Source organism: Streptosporangium sandarakinum (assembly GCF_050942225.1).
GTDB lineage: Bacteria > Actinomycetota > Actinomycetes > Streptosporangiales > Streptosporangiaceae > Streptosporangium > Streptosporangium nondiastaticum.
In genome coordinates, this window is sequence record NZ_CP192034.1 from 307,741 (window position 1) to 333,302 (window position 25,562).

Below are 25,562 nucleotides of genomic sequence, written 5' to 3' on the forward strand. Positions count from 1 at the left end.
CCGCGCGGCAGGAGAGGGTACGGACGGTGCTCAGTCGCGGGTCATCGCGTCGAGGGTCTCGGTCATGTGCTTGCGCAGCTCGCCCAGCCGTACGTCGAGGATGACCGAGGCGATCTCCGGGTTGCTCCGGATCATCTCGCGCAGGCCGCTGTCGCCCGGCCCGTGCTCGAAGCTGTGCCGCACGACGGTCCGGCCCGGCTCCTCGGCCGGCTCCAGGTCGTAGCGCCACCGGGAGGAGGGACGCTCCGGGTCGCCCGCGCGGTCGAGCACCGCCCAGGCGAACGAGCGGGGACGGTCGGCTTCGGTGACCACGGACGTCACCGTCCACACCCGGTCCTGGCGGCGGTTGCGCCCCTCGAACCGCGCCCCGACCCGCGGCGCGGCGTCATCGGCGTCCAGCCAGGCCAGGTGCTCGCACTCAGGGCTCCAGTCGGCGATCCGCGGCACGTCCGTGATGAGGTCCCACAGCCGCTCCGGGGGCAGACCGACGGTGGTCTCGATCTCCACCCTGGATCCCGTGACGTCGTGGTCTTCCATGCCCGCCTCCGCGTGCTCGCGGCACCTCGCCCGGTGCCTGTTCCGGTCTCGCAGACGATTCCGTAATCGTCATCCCCAACGATGGACGATCGGCCCGCCGGTGCACACCCCTGTCCCGGTCAAGGGTGGAAAGGACGGCCTCGCCGTACCGCCGTGGCCCGCCGTACCGCCGCGGAACGGCGGAGCCCGGTACGGCGAGGCTCGGTACGGCGCGCCGGGCGGCCCGCCGTACCGGCGGGCGTCACGAGGAGGACCGGACGACCAGCTCGGTGGGGAGGATCACCGAGGACGAGGGGCCGCCGCCGATCTGGCGCAGGAGCAGGCGCACCGCCGCCAGGACCTGGTCCGCCCACGGGACGCGCACCGTGGTCAGCGGGGGGACGGCGTAGGCGGCGTCCTCCTCGTCGCCGAACCCCACGACCGCGACGTCCTCGGGCACCCGCAGTCCGGCCTCCCGCAGCGCGTGCAGGGCGCCGACCGCCATCAGGTCGCCGGCCACGAAGACCGCGTCCAGCGACGGGTCCGCGGCGAGCAGCTCGCGCATGGCGGCGGCCCCCGAGGCGCGGCCGAGGTCTCCGACCGCGTCGGCCGACCGGCACGCGGCGTCCCGCAGGGCGTTCCGGTAGCCGTCGAACCGGTCCCGCGCGGCGGCGAGGTCCACCGGCCCGCGGATCGTCGCGATCCGCCGCCGCCCCCGGCCGAGCAGGTGTCCGACCGCCGCCGCGGCCCCGCCCGCGTCGTCGGTCCCGGCGTACGGCAGCGCCACCGCGGCCGGCGGCCTGCCCAGCGACACGACGGGGACGCCCGTCCCGGCCAGCGCGCCGGGCAGCGGGTCGGAGCCCCGGGCCGGCAGCAGCAGGGCCCCGTCCACGTGCCCGGCGGCCAGGTGGCGCTCCACCCGGTTCCGGTCCGCGGGGGAGCCGGCGAACATGAGCGTGACCCGTTTGCCGGCCCGCTCCAGTTCCCGGCCCGCCGCGTCCACGGCCGTGGCGAACAGCGGGTCCCCCGCGCGGGCGCCGTCCGGGACGATCAGCGCGATCGACTCCGTGCGCCGGGTCACCAGGCTCCGGGCCGCCGAGTTGGGCACGTAGCCGAGTTCGGTGACCGCGTCCATGACGACCGCCCGGAACTCCGGGCTGACCGCCGCCTCACCGTTGATCACCCGGGAGACGGTCGACCTGGACACGCCGGCCCGGGCGGCCACCTCCTCCAGGGTGGGGCGCCGGGCCCGTCCGGCGCGCAGCCCGTTGTTCCGGATGACGTCGCGGTACCACAGCGCGCTGTCCTTGGGCAGCCGCCGCTGGGTGTCGAAGTCGACGTGCACGATCCCGAAGCGCTTGCCGTACCCCTCGGCCCACTCGAAGTTGTCCAGCAGCGACCAGACGAGGTATCCGCGCAGGTCGGCCCCGGCGTCGACGGCGGTGTGCGCGGCCCGCAGGTGGCCCTCCAGGAAGGCGATCCGGTCGGCGTCGTGGACGTGCTCGCCGGACACCGTGTCCTCGAAGGCGGCGCCGTTCTCGGTGACGAGCAGGCCGACCTGCGGGTAGTCGCGGGAGAGCCGCACGAGCAGGCGGGTCAGGCCGGTGGGGACGATCGGCCAGCCCATGGCGGTCTTGGGGGCGTAGGCGTCGCCGAACCGGATGCCCTCGGTGCCGGGGTAGGCCGGGTTGGCCGGCTCGCCGGGCTCGGCGCTCACCACGCAGGGGTTGTAGTAGTTGACCCCGAGCAGGTCGAGCGGCTGGTTGACGGTCTCCAGGTCGCCGTCGCGGATGTGCCCGAGGCCGGCGGCCCGCTCCACGACGTCCAGGACGGCGGCGGGATACTCCCCGCGCAGCACCGGGTCGAGGAACTGCCGGTTGATCAGGCAGTCGACGAGGTCCACCGCCGCGGCGTCCTCGGCGGAGAGCGCCGCATCGGGGTCGTCCAGCCGTCCGGGGGTCGTCACGGGGGCGAGGTTCAGCGTCAGGGCGATCTCCCGGGCGCCCGCGTCGCGCAGCGCCCGGGCACCCAGCCCGTGGGCGAGCAGGAGGTGGTGGGATGCCTGGAAGGCGTCCCGCCAGGACGCGCGGCCGGGGGCGTGCGCGCCGATGCCGTACCCGAGGACGGACACCACCCAGGGCTCGTTGACCGTGATCCAGGTGCCGACGCGGTCGCCGAGCCGGTCGTGCACGATCCGCGCGTAGTCGGCGAACCGGTGGGCCGTGTCGCGCTCCGTCCAGCCGCCGCGGTCCTCCAGCGGCTGGGGCAGGTCCCAGTGGTACAGCGTCACGTAGGGGGAGACGTCGGCGGCGAGCAGCTCGTCCACGAGGCGGTCGTAGAAGTCGAGCCCGGCGGCGTTGACGGGGCCGGAACCGGTCGGCTGGATCCGCGGCCACGCCACCGAGAAGCGGTAGGCGCCCAGGCCCAGCTCCCGCATCAGGCGGACGTCGTCGCGGTAGCGGTGGTAGTGGTCGCAGGCCACGTCGCCGGTGTGGCCGCCCGCGACGCGCCCGGGGGTGTGGGTGAAGACGTCCCAGATCGACGTGCCGCGGCCGTCCTCCCCCGCCGCCCCCTCGATCTGATAGGCGGCGGTCGCGGCCCCCCAGACGAAGCCGCCGGGGAAGGACAGAGTTCCCCCGGCGGCGGCGGTGAACATCGCCGTCATCGTTTCCGGCCCCTTGTCTTCTGGGGTACGGCGACGCCGCCGTCCCCGTCGTCGCGGACATCTGAATCATCGGGGTGCCGGGCACCCGGCGTCGAGCCGGGACCGTCGTGGCCACCGGAGCCCGCCGCGCCCGCCGTTCCCGGCACGTTCCGTCGTTTTCCGCCATGCCGTGCCGCCTGCGGGTACGCGCGGAGTAAAAAAAGTGATTAATCAATAATGATTACTCAAATGAATGATCTGCCTTATGTGTCGTTCTTTCCGCGCCGGGCATACGGGTTCCAGGGGGGCGTACGGCGAAAGGCCGTGCGATCAGGGGGAGCGTGGAACATGACAATCACCGGCATCATCAGTGCCATCATCATCGGCGCCATCATCGGCGCCCTCGGCCGGCTCGTCCTGCCGGGCAAGCAGAACATCCCCATCTGGCTGACGGTCGTGATCGGCATCATCGCCGCCTTCATCGGCTCCGGGATCGCCAGGGCCATCGGGGTCAGCGCGACGAGCGGCATCGACTGGATCGAACTGATCCTGCAGGTCGTCGTGGCGGCGGTGGGCGTCTTCCTGATCGCCAGCGTGTACGGCAGACGCAGCTTCCGCTGACGCCCCGCGCGGAGCGGTCCCGGGAATGCGGCACATTCCGGGACGCGGTGGGTTCCGGGGACGCGGCACGTTCTGGAGACACGGCATGTTCCGGGTATGCGGCACGTTCCGGGGACACGCCGCGCAAGCGGCCGTGTCCCCGGCGGCGGGGCGCGGGCGCTATTTGATCGGGTCGTGTCCCCAGTTCATCAGGGAGTGCCGCCACCGGGTGTCCGTGACGTCCCCCGACGGGCGCTGCGCGAGGTGGCGGTGGACGTACCCCGTCACCTTCCGCATGTGGGCGTAGTCGTCGTCGGACAGATCGCCCTTCTTCTTGCGGAGGATCTCGGTGATGCGGCGGCCGGACTCGTGTCCCGTCGACTCGCCGCCCCCGGACCTGTCGCCGGCGGCCTCGGACTCGGGGGTCCGCAGCCAGCGTTCCAGCTCGGCGGCGGTCATGTTGACCGCCTCACCGAACTCGGCGGAGATCCGCTCCCGGTCCTCGGCCATGTCAGCCCTTCTTCCGCAGCGCAGACGGCCGGTGCACGGCGCTCCCGCCGCTGTGTTCCTCGTCCATACGCCCCCTGTACCCCTTCCGGCGGATCGGACGGTCAACGGACGGGCATGGGCCACTATGCCTTCCCGCCGCCCGGGGCGCGCGGCGGGTCAGCCGCGCTCCTCCCGCTCGAACCTGCGGACCTCCGCGCGCTCGTCCTCGTTGAACTTGCGGGTGTCGCGGGGCTCGACGTACGGCTCGGCGTCGGCCGGCACGCCCGCCTCGATGGCGCGCTCGCGGGCGAGCTCGGCGTCGAACTCCACGCCGAACAGGACGGCGATGTTCGTGATCCACAGCCAGATCAGGAAGATGATGACCCCGGCCAGGGCGGCGTAGGTCTTGCTGTAGGAGCCGAAGTTGGCCACGTAGAACGCGAAGGCCGCGGACGCGACGATCCACAGCACGACGGCCAGCAGGCTGCCGGGGGTGATCCAGCGGAAGCCGGGGTGCGAGACGTTGGGGGCCGCCCAGTACAGCAGGGCCAGCACCAGCGCCACGACGATCACCAGGGCCGGCCACTTGACGATGCTCCAGACGGTCAGGGCGGTCTCGCCGATGCCCAGGAACCTCCCGGCCTGCTGGGCGAGCGATCCGGTGAACACGACGGAGACCGAGCCGACCGCCATCAGGATCACCAGGACCGCGGTGATGCCCAGGCGCAGCGGGAGAGTCTTCCAGATGGGCCGGCCCTCGGGCATCTCGTACATGACGTTGGAGGCCCGGATGAACGCCCCCACGTACCCGGAGGCGGACCAGAGGGCGACGGCGATGCCCAGGATCGTGGCGACCCCGGCGGCGCCCTGGTTGCTCTGCAGGGCCTGGAGCACGGCGTCGATGGTCTGCCGGGCGGCGCCGGGCGCGATGGCGCTCAGGTTGTCGGTGAGCGCCTTGGTGGTGTTCTGGCCGAACAACCCCAGCACGGACACCACGGCCAGCAGCGCCGGGAAGATCGACAGCACCGCGTAGTAGGTGAGCGCGGCGGCCCAGTCGGTGAGGTTGTCCTGCTGGAACTCCTTGACGGTGCGTTTGAGCACGCCCCACCACGACCGCTTGGGAAGCTCGGACGGGCTTTCGGGAGCCGGTCCGCCGGCGGTGCCGGGGTCGCGGGTCGCGCCCCGGTCGTCGTGGCGTGGAGTGTCGTGCTGGATCATCGCGCACCGTTCTCTTCGCACAGCTTACGGATGCCCGCCGCCGCCCTCCCCTGCCGGGCGAGGGCGGCGGCGACGGCGTTCTCTCATCAGGCGTCCTGGTCAGGCGTCCGGCCGGACGTCCTGGTCAGGCGTGCTCCTGCCGGGCTCCTGTCACGGACGGGACCCGTCAGACCCCGTCAGACCCCGTGGGAGGAGCGGGCCGTCTCGGTCACCTGGTGGGCCTGGTCGCGGGCGTGGTCGCCGGTGGCCTTGGCCGCCTCGCCGGCGGTGTCCCTGACCTGGCCGACGGCCTCCTGGGCGACCTGCTTGGCCTCCTGGCCCAGCTGCTGGGCCGACTCGCGCACCGCCTCCTTGACCGGCTCCATCATGTCGCCGGCCTGCTCCTTGACCTGCTGGGCGGCACGCTGCTCGGCCTCGGTCGCCGGGATGAGGGCCGCGGCGAGCAGTCCGGCGCCGAAGGCGATCAGCCCGGCGGCCAGCGGGTTGCCCTGGGTGCCGCGCATCGCCTGCTCCGGCGCCTCACGGACCAGCTCGGTGGCCTGCTGCGCGCCGTGCCTGACGCTGTCGGCCGCGCCGGCGGCGGTCTCACGGACGGCGCCGGCCGCACCGGCGGCGGTCTCGCGGACACCGTGGGCGGCGTGCCCGGCCTGGTAGCGAGCCTGGTGGGCGGCGTGGGACGGGGTGCCCATCACCCGCTCGCGCACCGAGTAGAGCTTCTCACGCATGCGATCGGTCCTCCGTTGAATGATCCGCGACGGGCTCGTCCGGTCGGCCAGCCGATCGACGTCGGCGGCCAGTTCCGCCCTGGTGGCGGCGATCTCTCTTCTTATTTCGTCAGGTTCCGCGCCCATCGCGCATCCTCCTTGAGCGTCTCGACGGTCTGTTCGGGCTTGGGGGAGACCTCGCTCATCCGCTTGCGCCCGTTGGTGTACAGCACTCCGCCGATCACGGCCCACACGACCGCGACGATCAGGGCGGCCCAGCCCAGGGGCATGACGGCGCCCAGGCCGAACATGACCGCCAGCGACACGAAGAGGGCGACCACGAGGCCGGCCGCTCCGGCGCCGCTGAGCATCCCGGCGGCCTTGCCGGCCTTGGTCGCCTCCTGGCGGATCTCGGCCTTGGCCAGCTCCACCTCCTGGCGGAAGAGCTTGGAAAGGTCCTCGCCGACCTCGCCGACGAGCTGTCCCAGCGAGGGCTCGGCCGGTTCGTAGACGGACGAGCCCGGTTCGTAGGCGGGCGAGCTCACCGTGGCTCACCGTCCCAGCCGGTCGACGGAGGGGTCTCGGACGGGTACTGCGTCGTCGGGCGCGTCTGGGCCGACGACGGGTACGGCTCGGCGGAGCCGTAGGCGTCGGCGGTGGTGTAGGTGCCGTCCGTGGTGTACGGCTGGGCCGACGGGTACTGCGTGCCGGTCGGCTGGGTGTACGGCTGCGCCGGCTGGGTGTACTGCTGCGGGCGGTAGCCGTCCTGGAAGCCCTGGTACGCCGTACCGGAGGTGTCGTTCTGGGAGGCGGCCGTCGCCTTGGCCATCCGGCCGACGAGGAAGCCCGCGGCCACCGCGCCCATCAGGAACGCTCCAGGGCGGCGGCGGGCGAAGCTCTGGACGTCCCGGACCACCCCGGCCAGGCCCTCCTGCTCCAGGTAGTCGGCCGCGCGGCGGCCCGTCCCGGCGACCTGGTGCACCACGTTGGTCACCGGGGAGTCGGGCTTGGCGGCGTCGGTCATCGAACTGAGGTCGTCGGCCCACTGGCGGATGCCCTGGGCGGCGCGGCGGCTCTGGTGCATGCTCTGCTCGCCCACGCGGTCGCGCAGCTGTCCCATGACGTTCTGCGCCTGGTACCGGGCCTCGTGGGCGACCGCGCGGGTCTGGTCCTTGGCGGTCTCGGCCACCTCTCCGACGGCTGCCTTGGCGTGTTCGGTCGTCGTGTGGGGCTGGTCGCTCAGCGTGGAGCGCTCCCCCGTCCCGGCTGGGAATTCGTTCACCGATGCCTCCAAAGTCGTGCGCGTCTTCGCTTGGGACCGCCGCTACCCCCAGCGATTCAACACATTCGTAAACGGCAAGAAAGGGCTCTCGACCTGCCCCTCGGCGCGAACGGTCGGTGTAGGGGAGCATTGACCACGAAAAACCACAAAAGGGACCGACATGCCCGTATCTCCGGCTCTCATGCAGGGGGACGGTTCGGCGCTGACCAAAGAACGGGGCCCATAAGGTGCCGCGTATGAAACGGACCATGCTGAACCAGGCAGAAGCGGTGCAATCCCAGCCGGATCGGCGCACGATGGCGGCGGCCGGCGTCACCGTGCTGCTGTGGGCCTCGGCGTTCGTCGGCATCCGTGGCGCGGTGCCGTACTTCTCCCCCGGGGCGCTCGCTCTGGGCCGGTTGCTGGCGGGTTCGGCGGTGCTGGGGGTCATCCTGCTGGTGCGGCGCGAGGGATGGCCGCCGAGGGCCGCCTGGCCGGGCATCCTCGTCTCGGGAGTCCTGTGGTTCGGCGCCTACACGGTCGCGCTGAACTGGGGCGAGCAGGAGGTCGACGCGGGCACCGCGGCGATGGTCGTGAACATCGGCCCGCTGCTCATCGCGCTACTGGGCGGTCGGCTGCTCGGGGAGGGGTTCCCGCCCCGCCTGCTGGCGGGCATGGCGATGTCGTTCGGCGGCGCGGTCGTGGTCGGGATCTCCATGTCGGGCCAGGGGCGCGCGTCGGTGACGGGCGTCCTGCTCTGCCTGGCGGCGGCGGTGACGTACGCGGTGGGAGCGCTGTCCCAGAAGCCCGCGCTGCGCCACGCCTCGGCGCTCCAGGTCACCACGTTCGGCTGCTTCGTCGGGACGGCGGCCTGTCTGCCGTTCGCCGGGCAACTCGTGTCGCAGGCGGCCCGAGCCCCGCTGGCGGCGACCCTGGATGTCGTGTACCTCGGCGTCTTCCCGACGGCGGTGGCGTTCACCACCTGGGCTTACGCCCTCGCCCGCACCACCGCGGGCAGGATGGGCGCCACGACCTACCTCGTCCCGGCGCTGGTGGTCCTGATGGCCTGGGCGGTGCTGGGGGAGGTCCCCGGGTGGCTGTCCCTCCTCGGCGGGCTGCTGTGCCTGGCGGGGGTGGCCGTCTCGCGGAGGCGGGCTCCGGGACGGTGAATCCGGGACTCGCGGTCAGGCCGGCGTCGAGACCCCGATGCCGCCCCGGGTGTGCGCGCCGTACCGCTCCTTCTCCGCGGCGAGGTCGAGGGGCCGGATGCGGCTGCGCCCGCGCAGCGTCTCCTCGGTGAGCAGGGTGGCCGGGACGAGCCAGGACACCTCGAACTCCAGCCCGTCGGGGTCCTTGGCGTACAGGGCCTTGGTGGTGGAGTGGTCGGAGGCGCCGACCAGGGCGCCCATCTCCGTCAGCCTGGCGGCGATCCGCTCCAGCTCCTCCAGGGTGTCGACCTCCCAGGCCAGGTGGTACAGCCCGACGGCGGAACGGCCGGCGGGCGAGGGGGCGGCCTGGGCGCCGACCTCGAACAGGCCGAGGTCGTGGTCGTTGGCGGAGCCGGCGGCCTGCAGGAACGCCGCGCCCCGCATGCCCATGACGACCTCGAAGCCGAGGGCCTCCCGGTAGAAGGCGACGCTGCGCTCGACGTCGCGCACGTACAGGACCGCGTGGTTGAGCCGCTGGACGGGCATGGCTCTCTCCTAAAACTTGAACCTTCAATCAGCCTACCCACCGGCGCAAGGGCGCCGGGCGCGGCGTGCGGTGAGAAGCGCTTTCTCTCGGGCTCCGGGTGAGAGGCGCGCTCTCCTAGCTCGGTGGTCGGCGGTCGGCGGACGCCGAAGGGGCCGGCCGACGGTTCAGAGGGTGAGCGGGCGGGCGGTGGGGAGGTGGGGGGGGGGGTCGGCGATGACGCGGTGGATGACCCGCCCGGCCCCGCCGAGGGTCGCGGCGTCGCCGCCGAGCCGGGAGACCGCGAGCTCGGGCACGGAGCGGCGCATCCCGGCCAGCCGGGTGGACATCGCCTCGCGGACCGGGCCGGCGATCCACTCGAACAGCGGCGCGAAGATCCCGCCCAGCACGACCGTCCCGGGGTCCATCAGGTTGACCGCCGAGGTGAGGGCGACGCCCAGCGCCCGCCCGGCGCGCTCGCAGGCGCGCAGCGCGTCCGCCTCGCCGGCCCGCAGCCGTTCGGTCAGCTCGGGCACCCCGGCGGCGCCGGAGGCGCGGAGCAGTGCCTCCTGGCCGGCGTACCGTTCCAGGCAGCCCCGGCCGCCGCAGCGGCAGTCCGGGCCGTCGGGGAAGACGACCACGTGGCCCAGCTCGCCGGCCAGGCCGTGCGCGCCGCGGAACAGCTCGCCGCCGACCACCAGACCGGCGCCGATGCCGGTCTCCCCCGACACGTGCAGGAAGTCGTCCGGCCCGCCGCCGAACCACAGCTCGCCCAGCGCGGCGAGGTTGGCCTCGTTCTCCACGGTCACCGGGAAGTCCAGCAGGTCGCCGGCCCGGACGCCGCGCCACCCGAGGTTGGGCGCGGTGTGCAGCAGCCCGCCGTCCACGGGGCCGGGGACGGCGAGCGTGGAGCCGACGACGGACAGGCCGGCCGTACGCGCTTCGTCCACAGCCCTGTGGGCAAGTTCCTGCAGATGGGCCATGGTTTCCACAGGGGGGCGGGACCGGTTGTCCACAGCCTGTGCAAAACGGAGCCGCACCGCGAGGGTGAGGTCCGCCACGCAGGCCGACAGGTGGCCGGCGGTAATCTCCAGGCCGAGCGCCGCCACCCGGCCGCCGCTGAGGGAGACGGCCGTGCCCGGCCGGCCCCGCTCGCCGTCGCGGGGTGCCGCCGACTCGGCGACCATCCCGGCCTCCAGCAGGTCGCCGACCATCTTGGCGACCGTGGTCTTGGTCAGCCCGGTGATCTCGGCGAGCGCCGCGCGGGTGACCGGGCCGCTCCGGCGCACCTCGCCCAGCACTACGGCGAGGTTGCGGGCGCGCATCGCGTCGTGGCGTACGGCCTGCGTCGTCATGGAACCCGTCCGGTCCGCGCCGTCCCGGAACCTGTCATCCCGGAACCCCTCATCCCGGAACCCGTCGTCATGGAACCCATGGAACCCCCACCTCTTGACGATCCCACCCTGCCGGACCATATTAAGTCCATAATGTGGATTAAATAGGAGGGCGCGATGAGCGACTACACCCCCAGGCCGGAGGACCGCTTCACCTTCGGGCTGTGGACCGTGGGCTGGCAGGCCCGTGACCAGTTCGGGGACGCCAGCCGCCCCCCGCTGGACCCGGTCGAGACCGTCCACCGCCTGGCGGAGCTCGGCGCGTACGGCGTCACCTTCCACGACGACGACCTGCTGGCCGTCGAGTCCGACCGCGAGCGGGCGATCGCGGCCTTCAGGAAGGCGCTGTCGGAGACCGGGATGAAGGTCCCGATGGCCACCACGAACCTGTTCACCCACCCCGTTTTCAAGGACGGCGCGTTCACCAGCAACGACCGCGACGTCCGCCGTCACGCCCTGCGCAAGGTGATGCGCAACCTCGACCTGGCCGCCGAGCTGGGCGCCACGACCTACGTCTTCTGGGGCGGGCGCGAGGGCGCCGAGTCCGGGGCCGCCAAGGACATCAGGGCCGCGCTCAGCCGCTACAAGGAGGGCGTCGACCTGCTGACCTCCTACGTGATCGAGAAGGGCTACGACCTCAGGTTCGCCATCGAGCCCAAGCCGAACGAGCCGCGCGGCGACATCCTGCTGCCGACGATCGGCCACGCGCTGGCGTTCATCAACGAGCTGGAGCACCCCGAGCGGGTCGGCCTCAACCCCGAGGTGGGGCACGAGGAGATGGCCGGGCTCAACTTCGCCCACGGCATCGCGCAGGCCCTGTGGCACGGCAAGCTGTTCCACATCGACCTCAACGGCCAGCACGGCCCCCGCTTCGACCAGGACCTGGTCTTCGGCCACGGTGATGTGAAGAACGCGTTCTTCCTGGTGGACCTGCTGGAGAACGGCGGCTACGACGGCCCCCGGCACTTCGACTACAAGCCGGTCCGCACCGACGACCCCGAGGACGTGTGGGTGTCGGCCGCCTCCAACATGCGGATGTACCTGATCCTGAAGGAGAAGTCCCGGGCGTTCCGCGCCGACCCCGAGGTCGCCGAGGCGCTCGCCGCGAGCAGGGTCGCCGAGCTGTCCGAGTCCACGCTGGCCCCCGGTGAGACCCTGGCCGACCTGGCGGACGACGAGTTCGACGTCGAGGCGGCGGCGGCGCGCGGCTTCCACTTCTCCCGCCTCAACCAGCTCGCCATGGACCACCTCCTCGGGGTCCGCGGGGGCGACCGGGCATGACGCTCGTGGCCGGGGTCGACTCCTCGACCCAGAGCTGCAAGGTGGTCATCAGGGACGCCGAGACCGGGGCCCTGGTCCGCCAGGGCCGCGCGGCCCACCCCGACGGCACCGAGGTCGCCCCGGCCGCCTGGTGGGCCGCGCTCCAGGAGGCGATCGCCCAGGCCGGCGGGCTCGGCGACGTCGCCGCGGTGAGCGTCGCCGCCCAGCAGCACGGCATGGTCTGCCTGGACGAGTCCGGGCGGGTCGTGCGGGACGCGCTGCTGTGGAACGACACCCGCTCGGCCGGCGCCGCCCGCGACCTGGTCGAGGAGCTGGGCGGGCCGGAGCGGTGGGCCGAGGCGGTCGGCAGCGTGCCGGTCGCGTCGTTCACGGTGGCCAAGCTCCGCTGGCTGGCGGTCCACGAGCCGGAGGCGGCCCGCCGTACGGCGCGGGTGTGCCTGCCGCACGACTGGCTGACCTGGCGGCTGGGCGGCGGGGACGGCGAGCCCGTCACCGACCGGGGCGACGCCTCCGGCACCGGCTACTTCTCGCCCGCCACCGGCTCCTACCGCACCGACCTGCTCAAGATGGCGTTCGGCGCCGTGCCCGGCCTGCCGCGCGTGCTCGGCCCCCGCGAGGAGGCCGGCGAACTGCGGACCCCGGGCCCGCCCGGGGCGTCCGGACCGGTACGGCTGGCCCCGGGACCGGCGACAACATGGCCGCAGCCCTCGGGGTGGGCGCGGGACCCGGCGACGTGGTGGTGTCGATCGGTACGTCCGGCACGGCGTTCGCGGTGGCCGAGCGCCCGAGCGCCGACCCGACCGGCGCGGTGGCCGGGTTCGCCGACGCGACCGGGCGGTTCCTGCCGCTGGTGTGCACGCTCAACGCGGCCCGGGTCCTCGACGCCGCCGCCCGGCTGCTCGGGGTCGGTCCCGCCGACCTCGACCGGCTCGCGCTGCAGGCCCCGCCCGGAGCGGGCGGCCTGGTCTGCGTGCCGTACCTGGAGGGGGAGCGGACACCGAACCTGCCCGAGGCCACCGGGACGCTGCACGGCCTGACCCTGGCCACCTCCACCCCCGCCCACCTGGCCAGGGCCGCGGTGGAGGGCATGCTCTGCCACCTGGCCGACGCCTTCGACGCCCTCGGGCTGGAGCCGGCCAGGGTGCTGCTCATCGGCGGCGGGGCGCGGTCGGAGGCGGTGCGGCGGATCGCCCCGGCGGTCTTCGGGCGGCCGGTGGTCGTCCCGGAGCCGGGGGAGTACGTCGCCGACGGCGCGGCGCGGCAGGCCGCCTGGCTGGTCGCGGGCGGGGACGAGCCCCCGGTCTGGGACCGGGCCGGCTCCCGGGGCTTCGAGGCCGACGCGGTGCCGGAGATCAGGGCCCGCTACGCCGAGGCCCGCGCCCGGTACACCGGAGGCCGCGACACGGCCTGAGCGGCGGCCCGGGACGGGAACCCGCGGGCCGGCCCGGGGCCGCGGCGCGACCCCGGCCGCCGGTCCCCGGGACCCCGCTCCACGGGGCGGAGTCTCGGGGATCGCTCAGGGTCGGATCAGGGACGCCGCCGGATGTGTGGAACCGGGTCCGCGGGACAGTCTGGGTCCATGCTCGCGTCGAAGAGGCTCTACCCCCTGATCGCCTGCGCCGGTACGGCGGCGGCGATCGTGGCCGCGATCGCCGGTCAGATCGACCCGGATCCGCAGCTGGATCCGCTCAACCTGACGATCAGCGAGTACGCCGTGCTCGACCGCGGCGGGGCCACCGAGTTCGCCATGGCGTGCCTGGGTGTCGCGTCCCTCGCGCTGGTGGCGGGGCTGCGGGCGGTCCGGGCCCCGATCGGCGCGGCGGCCGAGCGGCTGATGCTGGCCTGGAGCGCGGCGCTGGTCGTGATCGCGGTCGTGCCGACGGTCGCCCCGGGCCTGGCGATGGACCTCGGGGCCCAGGTGCACCGCTACGTCTCCATCGCGGCCTTCCTGGCGCTGCCCGCGGCGGGCGCGCTGATGGCTCCGGGGCTGGGCCGGGACGAGCGGTGGCGGGTGGTGGCCAGGCCGGTGGAGTGGCTGACCCTGGCCGGCGGATTCGGGCTGCTGGCCCTCACCTACGTGGCGCTCCCGGGCGACCGGGTGCTGATCGGCCTGGCCGAGCGGGCGCTGCTGGTCACCGAGGTCGCGTTGCTCGGGGTGCTCGCCGTACGGCTGGCGTGGCTGGCCTGGGCTCCGGCCGCCGCCCGCACGTCGCGCGCGGGTCAGGCGCTTCTTGGGGGACTTGTCCCGGAACATGACTATTTCCTGACAGGTCACAAATAGGACAAGAATATTTCTCCTGTCCGATGCTATCCTCGTCGGCGATCTGAAGATCGTCCGGAGGTTCTCGCTCTCGCGCTCCGAGACCGAACCGTTGAGGTGACATGGCATCGAGCAGGTCCATCCGGTTCAAGATCTCTGCTCTGCTGGCGATCCCTCTGACCTCACTGGTGGCCCTCTGGGGATTCGCGGCGACGGTCACCGTCGGCGACTCGATGAGCCTGCTGGAGGCCGACGACCTCTACGAAACCGTCATCGCGCCCGCCAACGAGGTGAGCCACGCCGTGGAGCGCGAGACCGTCCTGTCGGCCGAGTATCTCGCCGTCCGCTCCGCGGACGCCCGCAGGTCCCTCGACGCTCAGCGCGCCATCACCGACCGGGAACGGTCCCGGCTGCGTGACGGGGCGCGGCGCGGGCTGGACCTGGCGGGCCTGGGCCCGACGTCCAAGGCTCGGTTCGCCGACCTGACCGCCGCGGTCGACGCGCTCGACGCGGTGCGGGCCAAGGTGGACGGCGGACGGATCGAGCCCGCCGGGCTCGTCAAGGAGTTCGGCCCGGTGCCCGACGCGTTCTACCGGTTCATCGACATCGCGGCCATCACCGACGACGAGGCCCTGTCCCGGCAGATGCGCGGCGTCAACACGGTCGGCTACTCGATGGCCTTCTTCTCTCACGAGCGAGCGCTCGCCGCGGACGCGCTGGCCACGGGCCGCCGCCTGACACCGGCCGAGCTGCGGTTGTTCGGCCAGTTCGCCACCAAGCGGGCCTTCCTCATGGAGGAGGGCATGTCGCAGCTCGACACCGAGATGCGCGCCCTGTTCGCCGGCCTGGTCCCCTCGTCGCGGCCGGTGCGGGAGCTCACCGAGATGGAGGACCGCCTGCTGTCCGGCGGCGTGGTCGCCGAAACCGACTGGCGGGCCACCACCGGCCGGCTGGAGATCACCTACCGGAGGGGGACGTCGGCGGCCGCGCTCGGGCTCGTCGACCGGACGGCGCCGACGGCCCTCACGACCTTCGCCAAGGCCGGGATCGCCGGCGTGCTCGGCCTCGTCGCGGTCATCGCCTCGCTGCTGGTCTCCTTCCGGATCGGCCGCAACCTCACCCGCGAGCTCGCCGGGGTCCGGCGCGCCGCCGCCGACCTCGCGGAGGTGCGGCTGCCGCGCGTCATGGAGAAGCTGCGCCGGGGCGAGCCGGTGGACGTGGCCGCCGAGGCGCCCCCGCTGGAGCCGCTGGGCAGCACCACCGAGGTCCACGACGTCGCCGCCGCCTTCGACAGCGTCCAGCACCGCGCCGTGGACGCCGCCGTGGAGCAGGCCAGGCTGCGCGAGGCCGTCGCGCAGTCCTTCCGCAGCCTCGCCCGGCGCAGCCAGTCGCTGCTGCAGCGCCAGCTCAAGCTTCTCGACGGCATGCAGAAACAGGCCGAGGACCCCGAGGCGCTGGAGAACCTGTTCCGGCTCGACCACCTGACCACCCGCATGCGCCGCCACGCCGAGGGCCTGGTGATCCTCTCCGGCGGGGCCGCGGGCCGCAAGTGGCGCTCGCCCGTCCTGATCGAGGACATGCTGCGCGGCGCCGCCGCCCAGGTCGAGGACTACGCCCGGGTACGGATCTACCCCATGCCCGGCGCCACCCTGGCCGGTGACGCGGTGGCGGACATGATGCACCTGTTCGCCGAGATCATCGAGAACGCCACGGCCTTCTCCCCGCCGGGGGGCGAGGTGTCGGTCCGGGGCGAGTTCGCCGGTCACGGCTTCACGGTCGAGGTCGAGGACCGCGGCCTCGGCATGACCCCGGAGAAGCGCGCCGCCGTCAACGAGCGGCTGGCCAGCCCGCCGGAGTTCGACCCGGCCGAGACCGACCGGCTGGGCTTCGCGGTGGTCGGCATGCTGGCCGCGCGGTACGGGGCGAAGGTGACGGTGCGGCCCTCGCCGTACGGCGGGACCGGGGTCGTCGTGCTGGTCCCCGAGTCGCTGCTGGGAGCGCCGGAGACGGACGGGCAGGCGCCGCGGGAGATCCCCGGACCGTCCGGGACCGGCGGCGAGCCCACCGGGACCGTACGGCCCGCCGGGGCCACCGGGGCCACCGGGGCCACAGTGCCGGAGCCCGCCGGAGCCACGGCCGGGAGCGCGGAGCCGGCCGGAAGCGCCGGGTTCGCCGGGACGGCCGGGATCGTACGGCTCGCCGGGACCGGAGAGCCCGCCGGGCGGACCGGGACCGCGCCGCGGCCGGACGGCCTGCCCCGCCGGATCCGCCAGGCGGGCCCGCCGCGGCCGTCGCATGATCCGGACGCGGACGGGCAGGCCGGGGAACGATCGCCCGAGGAGGCGCGGGCGGTGCTCAGCTCGCTCCAGGCCGGCTGGCGACGCGGCCGGGCCGAGGACGGCGATGAGGGGCACTGAGGCCGGGCCGCGGACGGTGATGAGGAGCACCGAACGGGAGGCCGGCCCGCGGCCGGCGTAGACACGCGAACGAGCGCGACCATCACAGGGGAAGGGGTTTTACCACGTGCCGGGTGAGCTGTATTGGCTTCTGGATGACTTCGTCACGAGCGTGGCGGACGTCTCGCACGCGCTGATCCTGTCCAACGACGGGCTGATGATGGCCTCGTCACGCGGGCTGAGCAAGGAGGACGCCGACCACCTGTCGGCGGTGGCCTCCGGGTTCCAGAGTCTGGCCAAGGGGACCAGCCTGCAGTTCGGCGGAGGAGCCGTCCGGCAGACGATGGTGGAGATGGACTCGGCGTTCCTCTTCGTCACCTCGGCCGGCCAGGGCAGTTGCCTGGCGGTCATGACCACCGGCGCCGCCGACGTGGGCCTGATCGCCTACGAGATGGCCCGCCTGGTGACCCGGGTCGGCCAGCACATGGCCACCACCCCCCGGGCGGGGCAATGAGCGACGACGTCGAGTGGGTGGACGAGGAGGCCGGTCCGGTCGTCCGCCCCTACGCGCTGACCGGCGGGCGCACGCGCGCCTCCTCGTCCTCGTTCGACGTGCTGTCGATGGTGGTGGCGACCGGCGCGGCGGCCACCACCGCCGTCCACCTGGGATCGGAGCACCGGCGGCTGCTGGACCTGGTCCGGCGGACCAGGCCCATCGCGGAGGTCGCCTCGGAGGCCGGGCTGCCGATGGGAGTCGTCAAGGTGCTGCTGGGCGACCTGCTGGACCAGGGGCTCATCCTGGTGCGGTCACCGGTCCCGGCCGCCACGCCGCCCGTGGAGAGCCTCCTGCAGGAAGTGATCAACGGCCTCCGGGCGCTCTGAGCCCGTTTCCGCCGTGGTGGGGGACGGCGGGAGGAACGCGGTGGCCCGCGACGGGAGTGCGGGCCACGAGTTCGTCCGTGCCGGCGGGCCGGTCAGTGCTGGCCGGCCGTCAGCACCTTCAGGGAGTGCTCGACGAGCGTCACCAGGACCGTCTTGGCCGAGGCGCGGCGCCGTACGTCGCACAACAGCACCGGCACGTCCTCGTCGAGGTCCAGCGCGGAGCGCACCTCGTCGGCCTCGTACCGCTCGGCGCCGTCGAAGCAGTTGACCGCCACGATGAACGGCGTGCCCCGCTGCTCGAAGTAGTCGATCGAGGGGAAGCAGTCGGTCAGCCGCCGGGTGTCGGCGAGCACCACCGCGCCCAGCGCGCCGTAGGACAGCTCGTCCCACATGAACCAGAACCGCTCCTGCCCGGGGGTGCCGAACAGGTACACGACCAGGCCCTCCCGGATCGTGATGCGGCCGAAGTCCATCGCGACCGTGGTGGTGTGCTTGCCCTCCACGCCCTCGACGTCGTCGATGCCGATGCCGCGGTCGGAGAGCACCTCCTCGGTCCGGAGCGGCCGGATCTCGCTGATCGAGCCGACCAGCGTCGTCTTGCCCACCCCGAAGCCGCCCGCGATGAGGATCTTGAGCGCGACTGGTTCGTCAGAGGGCTCGAAGTCCATTGATCACTTCCTTGAGAATGCGCTCGCTCGTCGAGGCGCGCCCTATCGAGATCAGCTTGTGGTCGTGCAGGTCGCCGAGGAGGACACGGACCACGCCGAGGGGCAGGTCCAGGTCGGAGGCGATATCGGCGACCGAGGTCGCCGTGGCGACCAGGGAGAGGATCCGTTCCTGCTCGGGGCCGGGGACGAACCCGCCGGGCGGGACCGTCCCCGTGGCGGTGATCATCGAGACCAGGTCCAGCGCGTCGCCGGACGACCGGGTCCGGCCGCCGATCAGCGCGTACGGCCGGACGACGGGCCCGGCCTCCTCGTCCATCCACCGCGTCATGACGGCCGCTCCCCTCCGCCCCCGTACGGCGCGCGGGCGGCGGACCGGCCGTACGCCGTACCGACCGCGTGGCGGCCGTACGGACCGCGGGTCACCGGCCGGCCGTACGGCGCGCGTGCCGCGCGGCGGCCGCGCGGGAGGCGGGTCGCGGGACGACCGCCCGGCATGCCGCGCCCGGTGTCCCGCTCGCTCATGAGAGGCCTTGGCGCGGGAGCGTGGAGATGTGCGGGCCGACCCGCTTGACCAGCATCGCCATCTCGTAGGCGATGTGGCCGACATCGGCGTCGGAGCTGCTCAGTACGGCGAGGCACGTGCCCTGCCCGGCGGCGGTGACGAACAGGAACGCCGACTCCATCTCCACGATGGTCTGGCGCACCTCGCCCCCGCCGAAGTGGCGGCCGGCCCCGCGCGCCAGGCTCTGGAACCCGGCGGCGACCGCCGACAGGTGCTCGGCGTCCTCCCGGCTGAGGCCCTTGGAGGAGCCCACCGCCAGGCCGTCGGTGGACAGGATCACAGCTTGGCGCACCGCGGCCACCCGGCTCGTCAGATCGTCGAGGAGCCAGTTCAACTCGCCGGTGTTGGTGAACTTCCCGGTCATCAGTCCCTCTTGTCGGCTGTCGTGTGGTGTGCCAAGTCTTCGTTCTCCTCGCGTGCCCGTCGTGTGCCCGCCTGGAAGGCGGAGAACAGGGCCCGCACCTCGTCGGGCGAGCGGCCTTCGGCGGGCGGGTCCGGTTCGGGCTCCGGCGCGGCGGGCGCCTGCCCGGTCGAAGCCGTCTCCTGCCGGAGCTGCGGCACGAGGCTGGCCTGCCGGACCCGGCGGGGCAGATCCCGGGGGCCGGTGGTCTCCGCGGCGCTCCCCGCGGAGCTCTCCGCGGTGGCGGCCTTGTCGGGGGCCGCCACGCCGGTGGCCCGCCCCGCGCGCTCCTCGCCGGTCCCGCCGGCCTGCCGGGCCGCCTCACGGTTCTTCCCGGAAGCCTCGTCGGGGGCCGTCTCGCGGTCCTTCCCGGGAACCGCCTCCGGGGACGACGGCCCGGGCACCACGGTGAGCGTCGGCGCGGCGAGGGGCGGTCGCCCGGCAGGAACGTCACCGGGGGCGCCGCCGGGCCTGGGCGTCGTCCTCGTCCGCCGGGGCAGGCCGCCGTTCTGACGGCCTCCGTTCGACCGCGAGCCGTTCGGCCGGCCGCCGTTCTGGCGGGTGCCGCCCGCCGCGGTGAGCGGGGACGGCGCGACGGCCCGGGGGCGTCGCCCGCGGGCGCCTCGGGCCGTCGCGGGGCGGCGGGGGCGAGCGGCGGGCCGGTCTCGGCGAGCACCGCCCGGGGGATGAGCACGATGGCCGTGGTGCCGCCGAACGGCGAGCTGCGCAGGGTGACCTGGACGCCGTGCCGGGCGGCGAGCTGGCCCACCACGAACAGGCCGAGCCGGTCGCTGTCGGCCAGGTCGAACTCCGGCGGGGTGGCCAGCCGCTCGTTGATCATCGCGTACTCCGTGGCGCTGAGCCCCAGGCCGCGGTCCTCCACCTCGACGGTGAACCCGTTGGCCACCACGTCGCCGCGCACGGTCACCGAGGTCTGCGGCGGCGAGTACACCGTGGCGTTCTCGATCAGCTCGGCGAGCAGGTGCGTGAGGTCGGCCACCGCGGCCCCGTCGACCGCGGCGGCGGGCATCGGCGCCACCTTGACCCGCCGGTAGTCCTCGACCTCGGCCAGGGCGGCCCGGACGACGTCGAGCACCGGCACCGGGTTGCGCCAGGCCCGGCCCGGCGCGGCGCCGGACAGGATGATCAGGCTCTCGGCGTGCCGCCTCATGCGGGTGGTCAGGTGGTCCAGCCGGAACAGGCCCTCAAGGGCGTCGGGGTCGTTCGTCCGGCGCTGCATGCCGTCCAGCAGGGTGAGCTGGCGGTGCAGCAGCCCCTGCTTGCGGCGGGCGAGGTTCACGAAGACCTGGCTGACGCCGCGGCGCAGATCGGCCTGGCCGACGGCGGCCTCGACGGCGGTGCGCCGTACCGAGTCGAACGCGTGGGCCACGTCGCGGACCTCGGCGGAGCCGCCGGCGATCTCCATCGCCGGGGCCTCGGCGCGCACGTCCACCTTCTCGCCGAGCCGCAGCCGCTCCACGAGACGCGGGAGCCGCACGTCCGCCAGGTCGAGCGCGGCCGACCGCAGCCCGGCCAGCTCGCCGGACAGCCGGCGGCCGAAGCGGACCGAGATGACGATGGAGGCGACCACCGCGAGCAGGCCGACGCCGCCGGCGATCGCGATCCGGGTCAGGATGCCCGTGGCCACCGACTCGGAGCGGTCGGACAGCACGGCGGAGGCGGAGGCGCCGAGTTGGTCGAGCGAGGTCGCCAGGCCGTCGACGGTCGTCTTCCAGGCGCCCAGCTCGGTGGGGAGCAGGTCGTCGGGGGCCGTGATGACGGCCGTCTCCAGCTCGGTGAACTTCTTGAAGGCCGCGGATCCGAAGACGTCGCGGTACGGCCCGGCCAGCTCGCCGTCCAGGGCCGCCAGGCCGCGCGAGTGCAGGAACCGGCGGGTGGCGGCGTACTCGCCGAAGACCTCCCGCTCCTGGCGGGACAGCCGTTCGTCGATCAGCGCGCCGCTGATCAGGGCGTTCTCCCGGGCGATCATCTCCCGGGCGTTGCCCATCGACTGCAGGGCGACGGCCTGCCGGAAGATGCCGACTTCCGGGACGGCGACGAGCTGGTCGTACAGCAGGAAGATCGAGTCCAGGATCTGGTTGTACTGCGTCAGGGCGTCCAGCCGGTCCCGCCGCTCGCCGTCGATGCCGGCGCGGATGCCGTGGAGCCGGTCGAGCTGCCGGAGCACGCCGTCGAGCGCGGCGCTCATCTCGGGGCCGCCGGGGTCGGCGGCGAGGGCCGCGTCCCGGAAGCTCGTCACGGCCCGGTCGGTGCGGCCACGCTGCTCGCCTGTCACGCCGGTGACGGCCCGGGAGCTGATCGCCACCGAGGACTGGGTCCGCTCGGCCTGGATCTGGAGCCCCAGCTCGGTGGAGGTCACACCGACGCTCTGGTAGAGGTCGTAGGACCGCAGGAGGGCGGTGCCGTCGCCGACGGTCAGGTTGAGGGCGAACCCCCACAGCGCGCTGAGCGACACCAGGGGCAGGAGCAGCAGTAAGACGATCCTGAACCGAATGGATCGGTTTCCAGAGCCCATGCCCACTCGTCCCAACCTGTGAGTATGTGGAGGCTCGTGACCGGCTTGGGGATGGAATGCGCCTCCGGAAGATCGCACAGGAGACTAGCACCGATTAAGGTTTCGGCGCAGTGGAGGATCTGATGATTAGTGTGATTACCGGGGCCAGTGCCGGAATCGGCGCGGCCGCCGCGGTGGAACTGGCCCGCCGCGGCCACCGGCTCGTCCTGGTCGGCCGCGACGCCGGACGGCTGGCCGAGGTGGCCGGCCGGGTGGCCGGGGTGACCGCCGCCTCCGGCCCGGATGCCGGCTCCGGTGCCGCGCCGGACACGCTGACGTGCGACTACACGTCGTTCGACGACGTGCGGGCGCTCGCGGCGGAGCTGCGCTCACGCTACCCGCGCATCGACGTTCTGATCAACAACGCGGGCGTGATGACCACGCAGCGGACGCTCACCCGCGACGGTCACGAGACGATGATGCAGGTCAACCACCTGTCGCCCTTCCTGCTGACGAACCTGCTGCTGGACCGGGTGGCCGGCCGGGTGATCACCACCTCGTCCCGGGCGGGCAAGTCGGGCCGCCTGGACCCCGCCGACCTCGACCGCGAGCGGCGGAAGTGGAGCGGCTGGCTGCAGTACGGCGACTCCAAGCAGGCCAACGCGCTGTTCACCGTGGAGCTGGCCCGGCGGCTGGCGGGGACCGGGGTGAGCGCCACCTGCTTCCACCCCGGCGTGATCAAGACGGGGTTCGCCCCGGGCACGCTCATGATGTGGATGGTGAAGCACATCCCCGGCATGGGGCAGACGGCGGAGGAGGGCGCGAGCACGATGGTCCACCTCGCCACCCACCCGGACGGCGCCGACCACCCGGGCCGCTACTTCGCCGACCGCGCCCCCGCCGCCGTCCCCCGGGGGATGAGCGACCCGGAGCGGGCCCGCGCCCTCTGGGACGCCAGCGCCGCCGCCGTGGGCCTGGACTAGCCGCCGGGGACACCGGGTTCCGGCGCGGTCCCGGGCGGTCCCGGACGATTTTGGGCGGTGCGAGGTGGTTCCGGGCGGCGCGAGGCGGTTCCCGGTGGCCGGTCGGCCCGGCGCGCAGCCCGGCGCTCCGGCACCCGGGCGGCCGGCCTGGGCGGATGACCGCATTCTCAGACGCTCTTGGCGCTTCGCGAAGGTTCTCCGGGTCCGACGCAGGCAATCTCACGATTGACACGGCACCGGCATCGCACGGGGACTTCACATGAGGCGCGGGGGGCTTCGCATGAGGATCGGGAGAACGATCTGGGCCACGGTGGCGCTCGCCGCCCTGGCCACCCTCGTGGCGTGCGGCGGGGGGCAGCCGGGCGGTCCCACCGCCTCCGCCCCCGCCACGACCGGCAGCGGCACGAACTCCCCCGCGGTCACCTCCCCGCCCGGCGGCCCCTCCGCCCCCGGCGGAGCGCCCGGCGGTGCCCCCGGCGGCGCCCCGACCTCGCAGCTCGCCAGGGTGTCGGCGAACGCCGCCGGTGAGAGCCAGATCGCCACCGCGCTCCGGGACGCCGGGGTGCCCGACGCCGAACGGTGGGCGAAGGAGGTCGTGAAACACCGGCCGTACCCCACCGACGACCGCAGCCTCACGAAGCTTCGCGAGGAGCTCGCCAGGTACAACCCCGGCCAGGACACGATCGACAAGATCATTTCAGCGCTCCAGCCCTGAACGACCCGGGCCGCGGGACCGGCGCCGGTGCCGGTGCCGGTATGAGCCGAAGCCGTGCCGCCCGTTCCGCCCGGTCCGTCGTCCGCCGCCCGTCCCACCCTGGTGTGCGTCCACCGCGCAGACCGAGGCGCCCATCGGCCGGAGCGCGCCGTACCCCGTCCCTGGCTAGGGTCGAACGGTGACTGAACCGATCATCATGCTCCGCGGCCTGCGGGTGGGCCTCGGCGGGAATCCGGTCCTGCGCGGCATCGGGCTGACGGCCGCGGCGGGGGAGATCGTCGCCGTGACGGGGCCGAACGGCGTGGGCAAGTCGACCCTGCTGCGCTGCCTGGCCGGCCTGCAACCGCCCGACGAGGGGGAGATCACCGTCCTCGGTGGCCCGCCCCGCGACACCCCGGCGTTCTGGCGCGATGTGGTGCTGGTCGCCGACGAACCGGCGTGGTACCCCGGCCTGACCGTGCGGGAGCACCTGGAGTTGGTGCGCGCGGTCCATCCCGCCCCGCGGATGGACGCCGGTGAGGCGCTGGAGACCTTCGGCCTGCGCGACCGCGCCGACGCGGTGCCGCAGAACCTGTCCACCGGCCAGCGTCAGCGGCTCTCCCTCGCCGCGGCGCTGCTCCGGCCGAGCCGGCTGCTGCTGCTCGACGAGCCGGAGCGCGGGCTCGACGCCGACTTCCGCGAGCACCTGGCGGCCCTCCTGGCCGGCTACGCGGCCGAGGGGCGGACGGTGGTCGCGGCCACCCACGACCCCGGGCTCGCCGAGGCCGCCGGAGCCCGCCGCGTCGAGCTGACCGACGCCCCGGCGACCGGCTCGGCCGGCCGCGGGAAACCCGGACGCCGGGCCGCCCGCCGTAACGCCGGTACGGCGGGCGGCCGCGCGACGAGGAGGGCCCGATGAGCGAGGGCGCCGCCGCGGTCCGGGCCGTGCGCTCGCTCGCCCGTCCCCGGCGCGGGCGGATGAGCTGGTCGGACCGCTACGTTGCCGGGTTCGGGCTGGTGATGATCCTCGCCGTCCTCGCCGAGCCCCTCTCCTCCGCGCTGGCCGCGTTCGGCGACCCGCGCGACCCGTCGCGGGCGGCGGCCGGGATCGCCCTGGTCCTGCTGGCCTACGCAGGGCTCCTCGCCCTGGCCCGCGCCGCCGGTCCCGTCGCCCTGCCCGCCCCGGACGCCTCCTGGCTGCTGCTGTCCCCGCTGGACCGGCGGGCCCTGCTGGGGCGGACGACGCGGATCCTCGCGCTGGTCTGCGTGCCGGTCGGGATCACGCTGGGGGTGGTCGCGCTCGCCGTGCTCGGGGCGCCCGACCAGACGGTGGTACGGCTGGCCGTGGCGGTGGCGCTCGGCCTCGCGGCGAGCGCGGCGGGCATGGCCGCGGCGGTCACGGCCCAGGCGTCGCAGACGTGGGACTCGTGGCTGCAGGCCGCCGTCGCCGTGACGGTGGTCGCCGCCGCGGCGGTCGCGCTGCTCGGCGGCGCGGGACGATGGCTGCTCGCCGCCTCCTCCGCTCCCCGGCGTACGGCGCGGCCCTCGCCGCGGTATCCGCCGCCGTGGCGGCGCTGCTCGTACGGCGGGCCCACGCGGCGACGGCGGCGATGCCCGCGCGGGCCGTGCTCGGGGCCTCCACCCGGACCGGGCACGTGACGCGGGCGGCGACCGGTCTGGACCCCAGCGTGCTGGCCGAGATCGCCGAGGAGGCCCACTGGCGCGGGCGCCGTCTGCGGTCCCGGCCGTGGCCTTCACTGCCCGCCCCGCTGGCGACGGCGTGGCATGACTGGCGCAGGTTCGCCCGGCGGCCGGGACGGCTCGCCGTACTGTTCGGCGTCGCCGTACTGCCGGCCCTGGTCGCGCGGGCGTCCGGCGGGCTCACCCCGCTGACCGCGGCGGCGGTGCTCGCCGGCGGGCTGGCCGCCGCGGCGTCCGGCGTCTCCGGTGCGCGCCGCGACGGCGACGACCCCGCCCTCGCCCGGCTCCTCGGTGCGGGGTTCCGCTCGGTCCTGGCGGCCAGGGCGCTGCTTCCGGCGCTGCTGGGCGCGGCCTGGCTGGCCGTGGCCCTGGGCGGGCTGACGCTGGCGGGCGCGCTCCCGGCGGGCCCGTGGTTGCTCCTGGGCGCGGCCGCGGCGCCCGCCCTGGCCGCGGCCGCGCTGCGGATGGCCCGCAGGCGGCCGGTCGACCACTCGATGCCGGTGATCGACACCGGCGGCGGCGCGGTCCCCACGGGACCGGTGATGTGGGGCCTGACCGGCGTCGACCTGGCCGTGGCCGGGTGCCTGCCCCTGGCGCTGGCGCTGACCGGCGGCTCCGCCGGGCCGGGCGCGTTCCTGGTGGCGCAGGCGCTGACCGGCGCGGCGGCCCTGGCCGCCTACCTGCTCTGCGCGCGCCGCGGCGGCTGAGGAGCGGGCGGTCGCG

The 25,562-nt window shown here is 74.1% G+C and carries 24 protein-coding genes and 2 pseudogenes; 13 read left to right on the forward strand and 13 right to left on the reverse strand.

Annotated features, from left to right (window positions below):
* Positions 1 to 30: 30 nt before the first annotated feature.
* Entirely contained in the window at positions 31 to 537 is a 507-nt protein-coding gene (locus tag ACQP10_RS01540) for an SRPBCC family protein (RefSeq protein WP_179820982.1), read from the reverse strand.
* Positions 538 to 778: 241 nt separating this feature from the next.
* The gene (locus tag ACQP10_RS01545) at positions 779 to 3,181 is read right to left on the reverse strand and encodes a GH1 family beta-glucosidase (RefSeq protein WP_389992167.1); all 2,403 of its coding nucleotides are present in this window, start codon (positions 3,179 to 3,181) and stop codon (positions 779 to 781) included.
* A gap of 327 nt (positions 3,182 to 3,508) precedes the next feature.
* Between ACQP10_RS01545 and ACQP10_RS01550 the strand changes: the two genes are divergently transcribed.
* The gene (locus ACQP10_RS01550; protein ID WP_346018070.1) at positions 3,509 to 3,781 is read left to right on the forward strand and encodes a GlsB/YeaQ/YmgE family stress response membrane protein; all 273 of its coding nucleotides are present in this window, start codon (positions 3,509 to 3,511) and stop codon (positions 3,779 to 3,781) included.
* A 159-nt stretch (positions 3,782 to 3,940) separates the two neighbouring features.
* Here the strand turns inward: ACQP10_RS01550 and ACQP10_RS01555 are convergent, their stop codons facing one another.
* From ACQP10_RS01555 to ACQP10_RS01575, 5 genes are all read right to left on the reverse strand, one after another.
* Positions 3,941 to 4,270 (reverse strand): DUF3140 domain-containing protein, encoded by a 330-nt coding sequence (locus ACQP10_RS01555; RefSeq protein ID WP_189248731.1) that lies wholly within the window; start codon positions 4,268 to 4,270, stop codon positions 3,941 to 3,943.
* Between the two features lie 156 nt (positions 4,271 to 4,426).
* A complete protein-coding gene (locus ACQP10_RS01560; RefSeq protein WP_346018069.1) occupies positions 4,427 to 5,467 on the reverse strand; it encodes a YihY/virulence factor BrkB family protein in 1,041 nt (346 codons plus the stop codon).
* A gap of 176 nt (positions 5,468 to 5,643) precedes the next feature.
* The gene (locus ACQP10_RS01565) at positions 5,644 to 6,318 is read right to left on the reverse strand and encodes a DUF3618 domain-containing protein (RefSeq protein WP_346018068.1); all 675 of its coding nucleotides are present in this window, start codon (positions 6,316 to 6,318) and stop codon (positions 5,644 to 5,646) included.
* Complete coding sequence (locus tag ACQP10_RS01570; protein WP_433540740.1) at positions 6,294 to 6,716, reverse strand: phage holin family protein; 423 nt, start codon at positions 6,714 to 6,716, stop codon at positions 6,294 to 6,296. The genes ACQP10_RS01565 and ACQP10_RS01570 overlap by 25 nt, the downstream gene beginning before the upstream one ends.
* On the reverse strand, positions 6,713 to 7,453 hold the full coding sequence (locus tag ACQP10_RS01575) for a hypothetical protein (RefSeq protein WP_433540741.1): 741 nt from the start codon (positions 7,451 to 7,453) through the stop codon (positions 6,713 to 6,715). Before ACQP10_RS01575 ends, ACQP10_RS01570 begins: the two co-directional genes overlap by 4 nt.
* 236 nt (positions 7,454 to 7,689) lie before the next feature.
* Between ACQP10_RS01575 and ACQP10_RS01580 the strand changes: the two genes are divergently transcribed.
* Entirely contained in the window at positions 7,690 to 8,601 is a 912-nt protein-coding gene (locus tag ACQP10_RS01580) for a DMT family transporter (protein ID WP_433540742.1), read from the forward strand.
* A 15-nt stretch (positions 8,602 to 8,616) separates the two neighbouring features.
* Here ACQP10_RS01580 and ACQP10_RS01585 read toward each other — a convergent pair whose 3' ends face one another.
* Positions 8,617 to 9,126 carry a VOC family protein gene (locus tag ACQP10_RS01585; RefSeq protein ID WP_433540743.1) on the reverse strand — a complete coding sequence of 170 codons (510 nt, stop codon included), beginning with the start codon at positions 9,124 to 9,126 and terminating at the stop codon, positions 8,617 to 8,619.
* Positions 9,127 to 9,291: 165 nt separating this feature from the next.
* Positions 9,292 to 10,458 (reverse strand): ROK family protein, encoded by a 1,167-nt coding sequence (locus ACQP10_RS01590; RefSeq protein ID WP_433540744.1) that lies wholly within the window; start codon positions 10,456 to 10,458, stop codon positions 9,292 to 9,294.
* Positions 10,459 to 10,614: 156 nt separating this feature from the next.
* Here ACQP10_RS01590 and xylA point away from each other — a divergent pair, with 156 nt between their 5' ends.
* The 6 genes and pseudogenes from xylA (at position 10,615) to ACQP10_RS01620 (ending at position 17,316) form a co-directional block, all read left to right on the forward strand.
* Positions 10,615 to 11,778, forward strand: coding sequence for a xylose isomerase (gene xylA / locus ACQP10_RS01595; RefSeq protein WP_433540745.1), 1,164 nt, complete (start codon positions 10,615 to 10,617; stop codon positions 11,776 to 11,778).
* Positions 11,775 to 13,189: pseudogene (gene xylB / locus ACQP10_RS01600) on the forward strand (xylulokinase). The gene xylA and the pseudogene xylB overlap by 4 nt, the downstream one beginning before the upstream one ends.
* 168 nt (positions 13,190 to 13,357) lie before the next feature.
* On the forward strand, positions 13,358 to 14,059 hold the full coding sequence (locus tag ACQP10_RS01605; RefSeq protein WP_346018061.1) for a DUF998 domain-containing protein: 702 nt from the start codon (positions 13,358 to 13,360) through the stop codon (positions 14,057 to 14,059).
* Positions 14,060 to 14,160: 101 nt separating this feature from the next.
* Positions 14,161 to 16,455 (forward strand): nitrate- and nitrite sensing domain-containing protein, encoded by a 2,295-nt coding sequence (locus ACQP10_RS01610; RefSeq protein WP_433540746.1) that lies wholly within the window; start codon positions 14,161 to 14,163, stop codon positions 16,453 to 16,455.
* Between the two features lie 106 nt (positions 16,456 to 16,561).
* A complete protein-coding gene (locus ACQP10_RS01615) occupies positions 16,562 to 16,948 on the forward strand; it encodes a roadblock/LC7 domain-containing protein (protein WP_179820950.1) in 387 nt (128 codons plus the stop codon).
* The gene (locus ACQP10_RS01620) at positions 16,945 to 17,316 is read left to right on the forward strand and encodes a DUF742 domain-containing protein (protein WP_346018059.1); all 372 of its coding nucleotides are present in this window, start codon (positions 16,945 to 16,947) and stop codon (positions 17,314 to 17,316) included. The genes ACQP10_RS01615 and ACQP10_RS01620 overlap by 4 nt, the downstream gene beginning before the upstream one ends.
* Before the next feature lie 92 nt (positions 17,317 to 17,408).
* Here ACQP10_RS01620 and ACQP10_RS01625 read toward each other — a convergent pair whose 3' ends face one another.
* The 4 genes and pseudogenes from ACQP10_RS01625 to ACQP10_RS01640 form a co-directional block, all read right to left on the reverse strand.
* On the reverse strand, positions 17,409 to 17,984 hold the full coding sequence (locus tag ACQP10_RS01625; RefSeq protein ID WP_179820945.1) for a GTP-binding protein: 576 nt from the start codon (positions 17,982 to 17,984) through the stop codon (positions 17,409 to 17,411).
* Positions 17,965 to 18,312: a DUF742 domain-containing protein gene (locus tag ACQP10_RS01630; RefSeq protein WP_346018058.1), complete on the reverse strand. Its 348-nt coding sequence runs from the start codon at positions 18,310 to 18,312 to the stop codon at positions 17,965 to 17,967. Before ACQP10_RS01630 ends, ACQP10_RS01625 begins: the two co-directional genes overlap by 20 nt.
* Positions 18,313 to 18,502: 190 nt before the next feature.
* Complete coding sequence (locus tag ACQP10_RS01635; protein ID WP_346018057.1) at positions 18,503 to 18,910, reverse strand: roadblock/LC7 domain-containing protein; 408 nt, start codon at positions 18,908 to 18,910, stop codon at positions 18,503 to 18,505.
* 727 nt (positions 18,911 to 19,637) lie between these two features.
* Positions 19,638 to 21,482: pseudogene (locus ACQP10_RS01640) on the reverse strand (sensor histidine kinase); the annotation flags it as partial.
* Between the two features lie 122 nt (positions 21,483 to 21,604).
* Between ACQP10_RS01640 and ACQP10_RS01645 the strand changes: the two are divergent.
* From ACQP10_RS01645 to ACQP10_RS01665, 5 genes are all read left to right on the forward strand, one after another.
* On the forward strand, positions 21,605 to 22,444 hold the full coding sequence (locus tag ACQP10_RS01645) for an SDR family NAD(P)-dependent oxidoreductase (protein WP_346018055.1): 840 nt from the start codon (positions 21,605 to 21,607) through the stop codon (positions 22,442 to 22,444).
* Positions 22,445 to 22,724: 280 nt separating this feature from the next.
* Positions 22,725 to 23,159 (forward strand): hypothetical protein, encoded by a 435-nt coding sequence (locus ACQP10_RS01650; protein ID WP_389992140.1) that lies wholly within the window; start codon positions 22,725 to 22,727, stop codon positions 23,157 to 23,159.
* 178 nt (positions 23,160 to 23,337) lie between these two features.
* A complete protein-coding gene (gene ccmA, locus ACQP10_RS01655) occupies positions 23,338 to 24,057 on the forward strand; it encodes a heme ABC exporter ATP-binding protein CcmA (protein ID WP_389992137.1) in 720 nt (239 codons plus the stop codon).
* Complete coding sequence (locus ACQP10_RS01660; protein WP_433540747.1) at positions 24,054 to 24,797, forward strand: DUF6297 family protein; 744 nt, start codon at positions 24,054 to 24,056, stop codon at positions 24,795 to 24,797. The genes ccmA and ACQP10_RS01660 overlap by 4 nt, the downstream gene beginning before the upstream one ends.
* Positions 24,704 to 25,546: a DUF6297 family protein gene (locus ACQP10_RS01665; protein WP_433540748.1), complete on the forward strand. Its 843-nt coding sequence runs from the start codon at positions 24,704 to 24,706 to the stop codon at positions 25,544 to 25,546. The genes ACQP10_RS01660 and ACQP10_RS01665 overlap by 94 nt, the downstream gene beginning before the upstream one ends.
* Positions 25,547 to 25,562 lie beyond the last annotated feature (16 nt).

Bases quoted from the DNA above. Each gene is read 5' to 3' on its own strand.
- ACQP10_RS01555 (WP_189248731.1), bottom strand. From the start codon at position 4,270: ATGGCCGAGGACCGGGAGCGGATCTCCGCCGAGTTCGGTGAGGCGGTC.
- ACQP10_RS01630 (WP_346018058.1), bottom strand. From the start codon at position 18,312: ATGACGCGGTGGATGGACGAGGAGGCCGGGCCCGTCGTCCGGCCGTAC.
- ACQP10_RS01590 (WP_433540744.1), bottom strand. From the start codon at position 10,458: ATGACGACGCAGGCCGTACGCCACGACGCGATGCGCGCCCGCAACCTC.
- ACQP10_RS01635 (WP_346018057.1), bottom strand. From the start codon at position 18,910: ATGACCGGGAAGTTCACCAACACCGGCGAGTTGAACTGGCTCCTCGAC.
- ACQP10_RS01565 (WP_346018068.1), bottom strand. From the start codon at position 6,318: ATGGGCGCGGAACCTGACGAAATAAGAAGAGAGATCGCCGCCACCAGG.
- ACQP10_RS01620 (WP_346018059.1), top strand. From the start codon at position 16,945: ATGAGCGACGACGTCGAGTGGGTGGACGAGGAGGCCGGTCCGGTCGTC.
- ACQP10_RS01625 (WP_179820945.1), bottom strand. From the start codon at position 17,984: ATGGACTTCGAGCCCTCTGACGAACCAGTCGCGCTCAAGATCCTCATC.
- ACQP10_RS01660 (WP_433540747.1), top strand. From the start codon at position 24,054: ATGAGCGAGGGCGCCGCCGCGGTCCGGGCCGTGCGCTCGCTCGCCCGT.
- ACQP10_RS01585 (WP_433540743.1), bottom strand. From the start codon at position 9,126: ATGCCCGTCCAGCGGCTCAACCACGCGGTCCTGTACGTGCGCGACGTC.
- ACQP10_RS01610 (WP_433540746.1), top strand. From the start codon at position 14,161: ATGGCATCGAGCAGGTCCATCCGGTTCAAGATCTCTGCTCTGCTGGCG.
- xylA (WP_433540745.1), top strand. From the start codon at position 10,615: ATGAGCGACTACACCCCCAGGCCGGAGGACCGCTTCACCTTCGGGCTG.
- ACQP10_RS01645 (WP_346018055.1), top strand. From the start codon at position 21,605: ATGATTAGTGTGATTACCGGGGCCAGTGCCGGAATCGGCGCGGCCGCC.
- ACQP10_RS01540 (WP_179820982.1), bottom strand. From the start codon at position 537: ATGGAAGACCACGACGTCACGGGATCCAGGGTGGAGATCGAGACCACC.
- ACQP10_RS01560 (WP_346018069.1), bottom strand. From the start codon at position 5,467: ATGATCCAGCACGACACTCCACGCCACGACGACCGGGGCGCGACCCGC.
- ACQP10_RS01545 (WP_389992167.1), bottom strand. From the start codon at position 3,181: ATGACGGCGATGTTCACCGCCGCCGCCGGGGGAACTCTGTCCTTCCCC.
- ACQP10_RS01580 (WP_433540742.1), top strand. From the start codon at position 7,690: ATGAAACGGACCATGCTGAACCAGGCAGAAGCGGTGCAATCCCAGCCG.
- ACQP10_RS01605 (WP_346018061.1), top strand. From the start codon at position 13,358: ATGCTCGCGTCGAAGAGGCTCTACCCCCTGATCGCCTGCGCCGGTACG.
- ACQP10_RS01650 (WP_389992140.1), top strand. From the start codon at position 22,725: ATGAGGATCGGGAGAACGATCTGGGCCACGGTGGCGCTCGCCGCCCTG.
- ACQP10_RS01550 (WP_346018070.1), top strand. From the start codon at position 3,509: ATGACAATCACCGGCATCATCAGTGCCATCATCATCGGCGCCATCATC.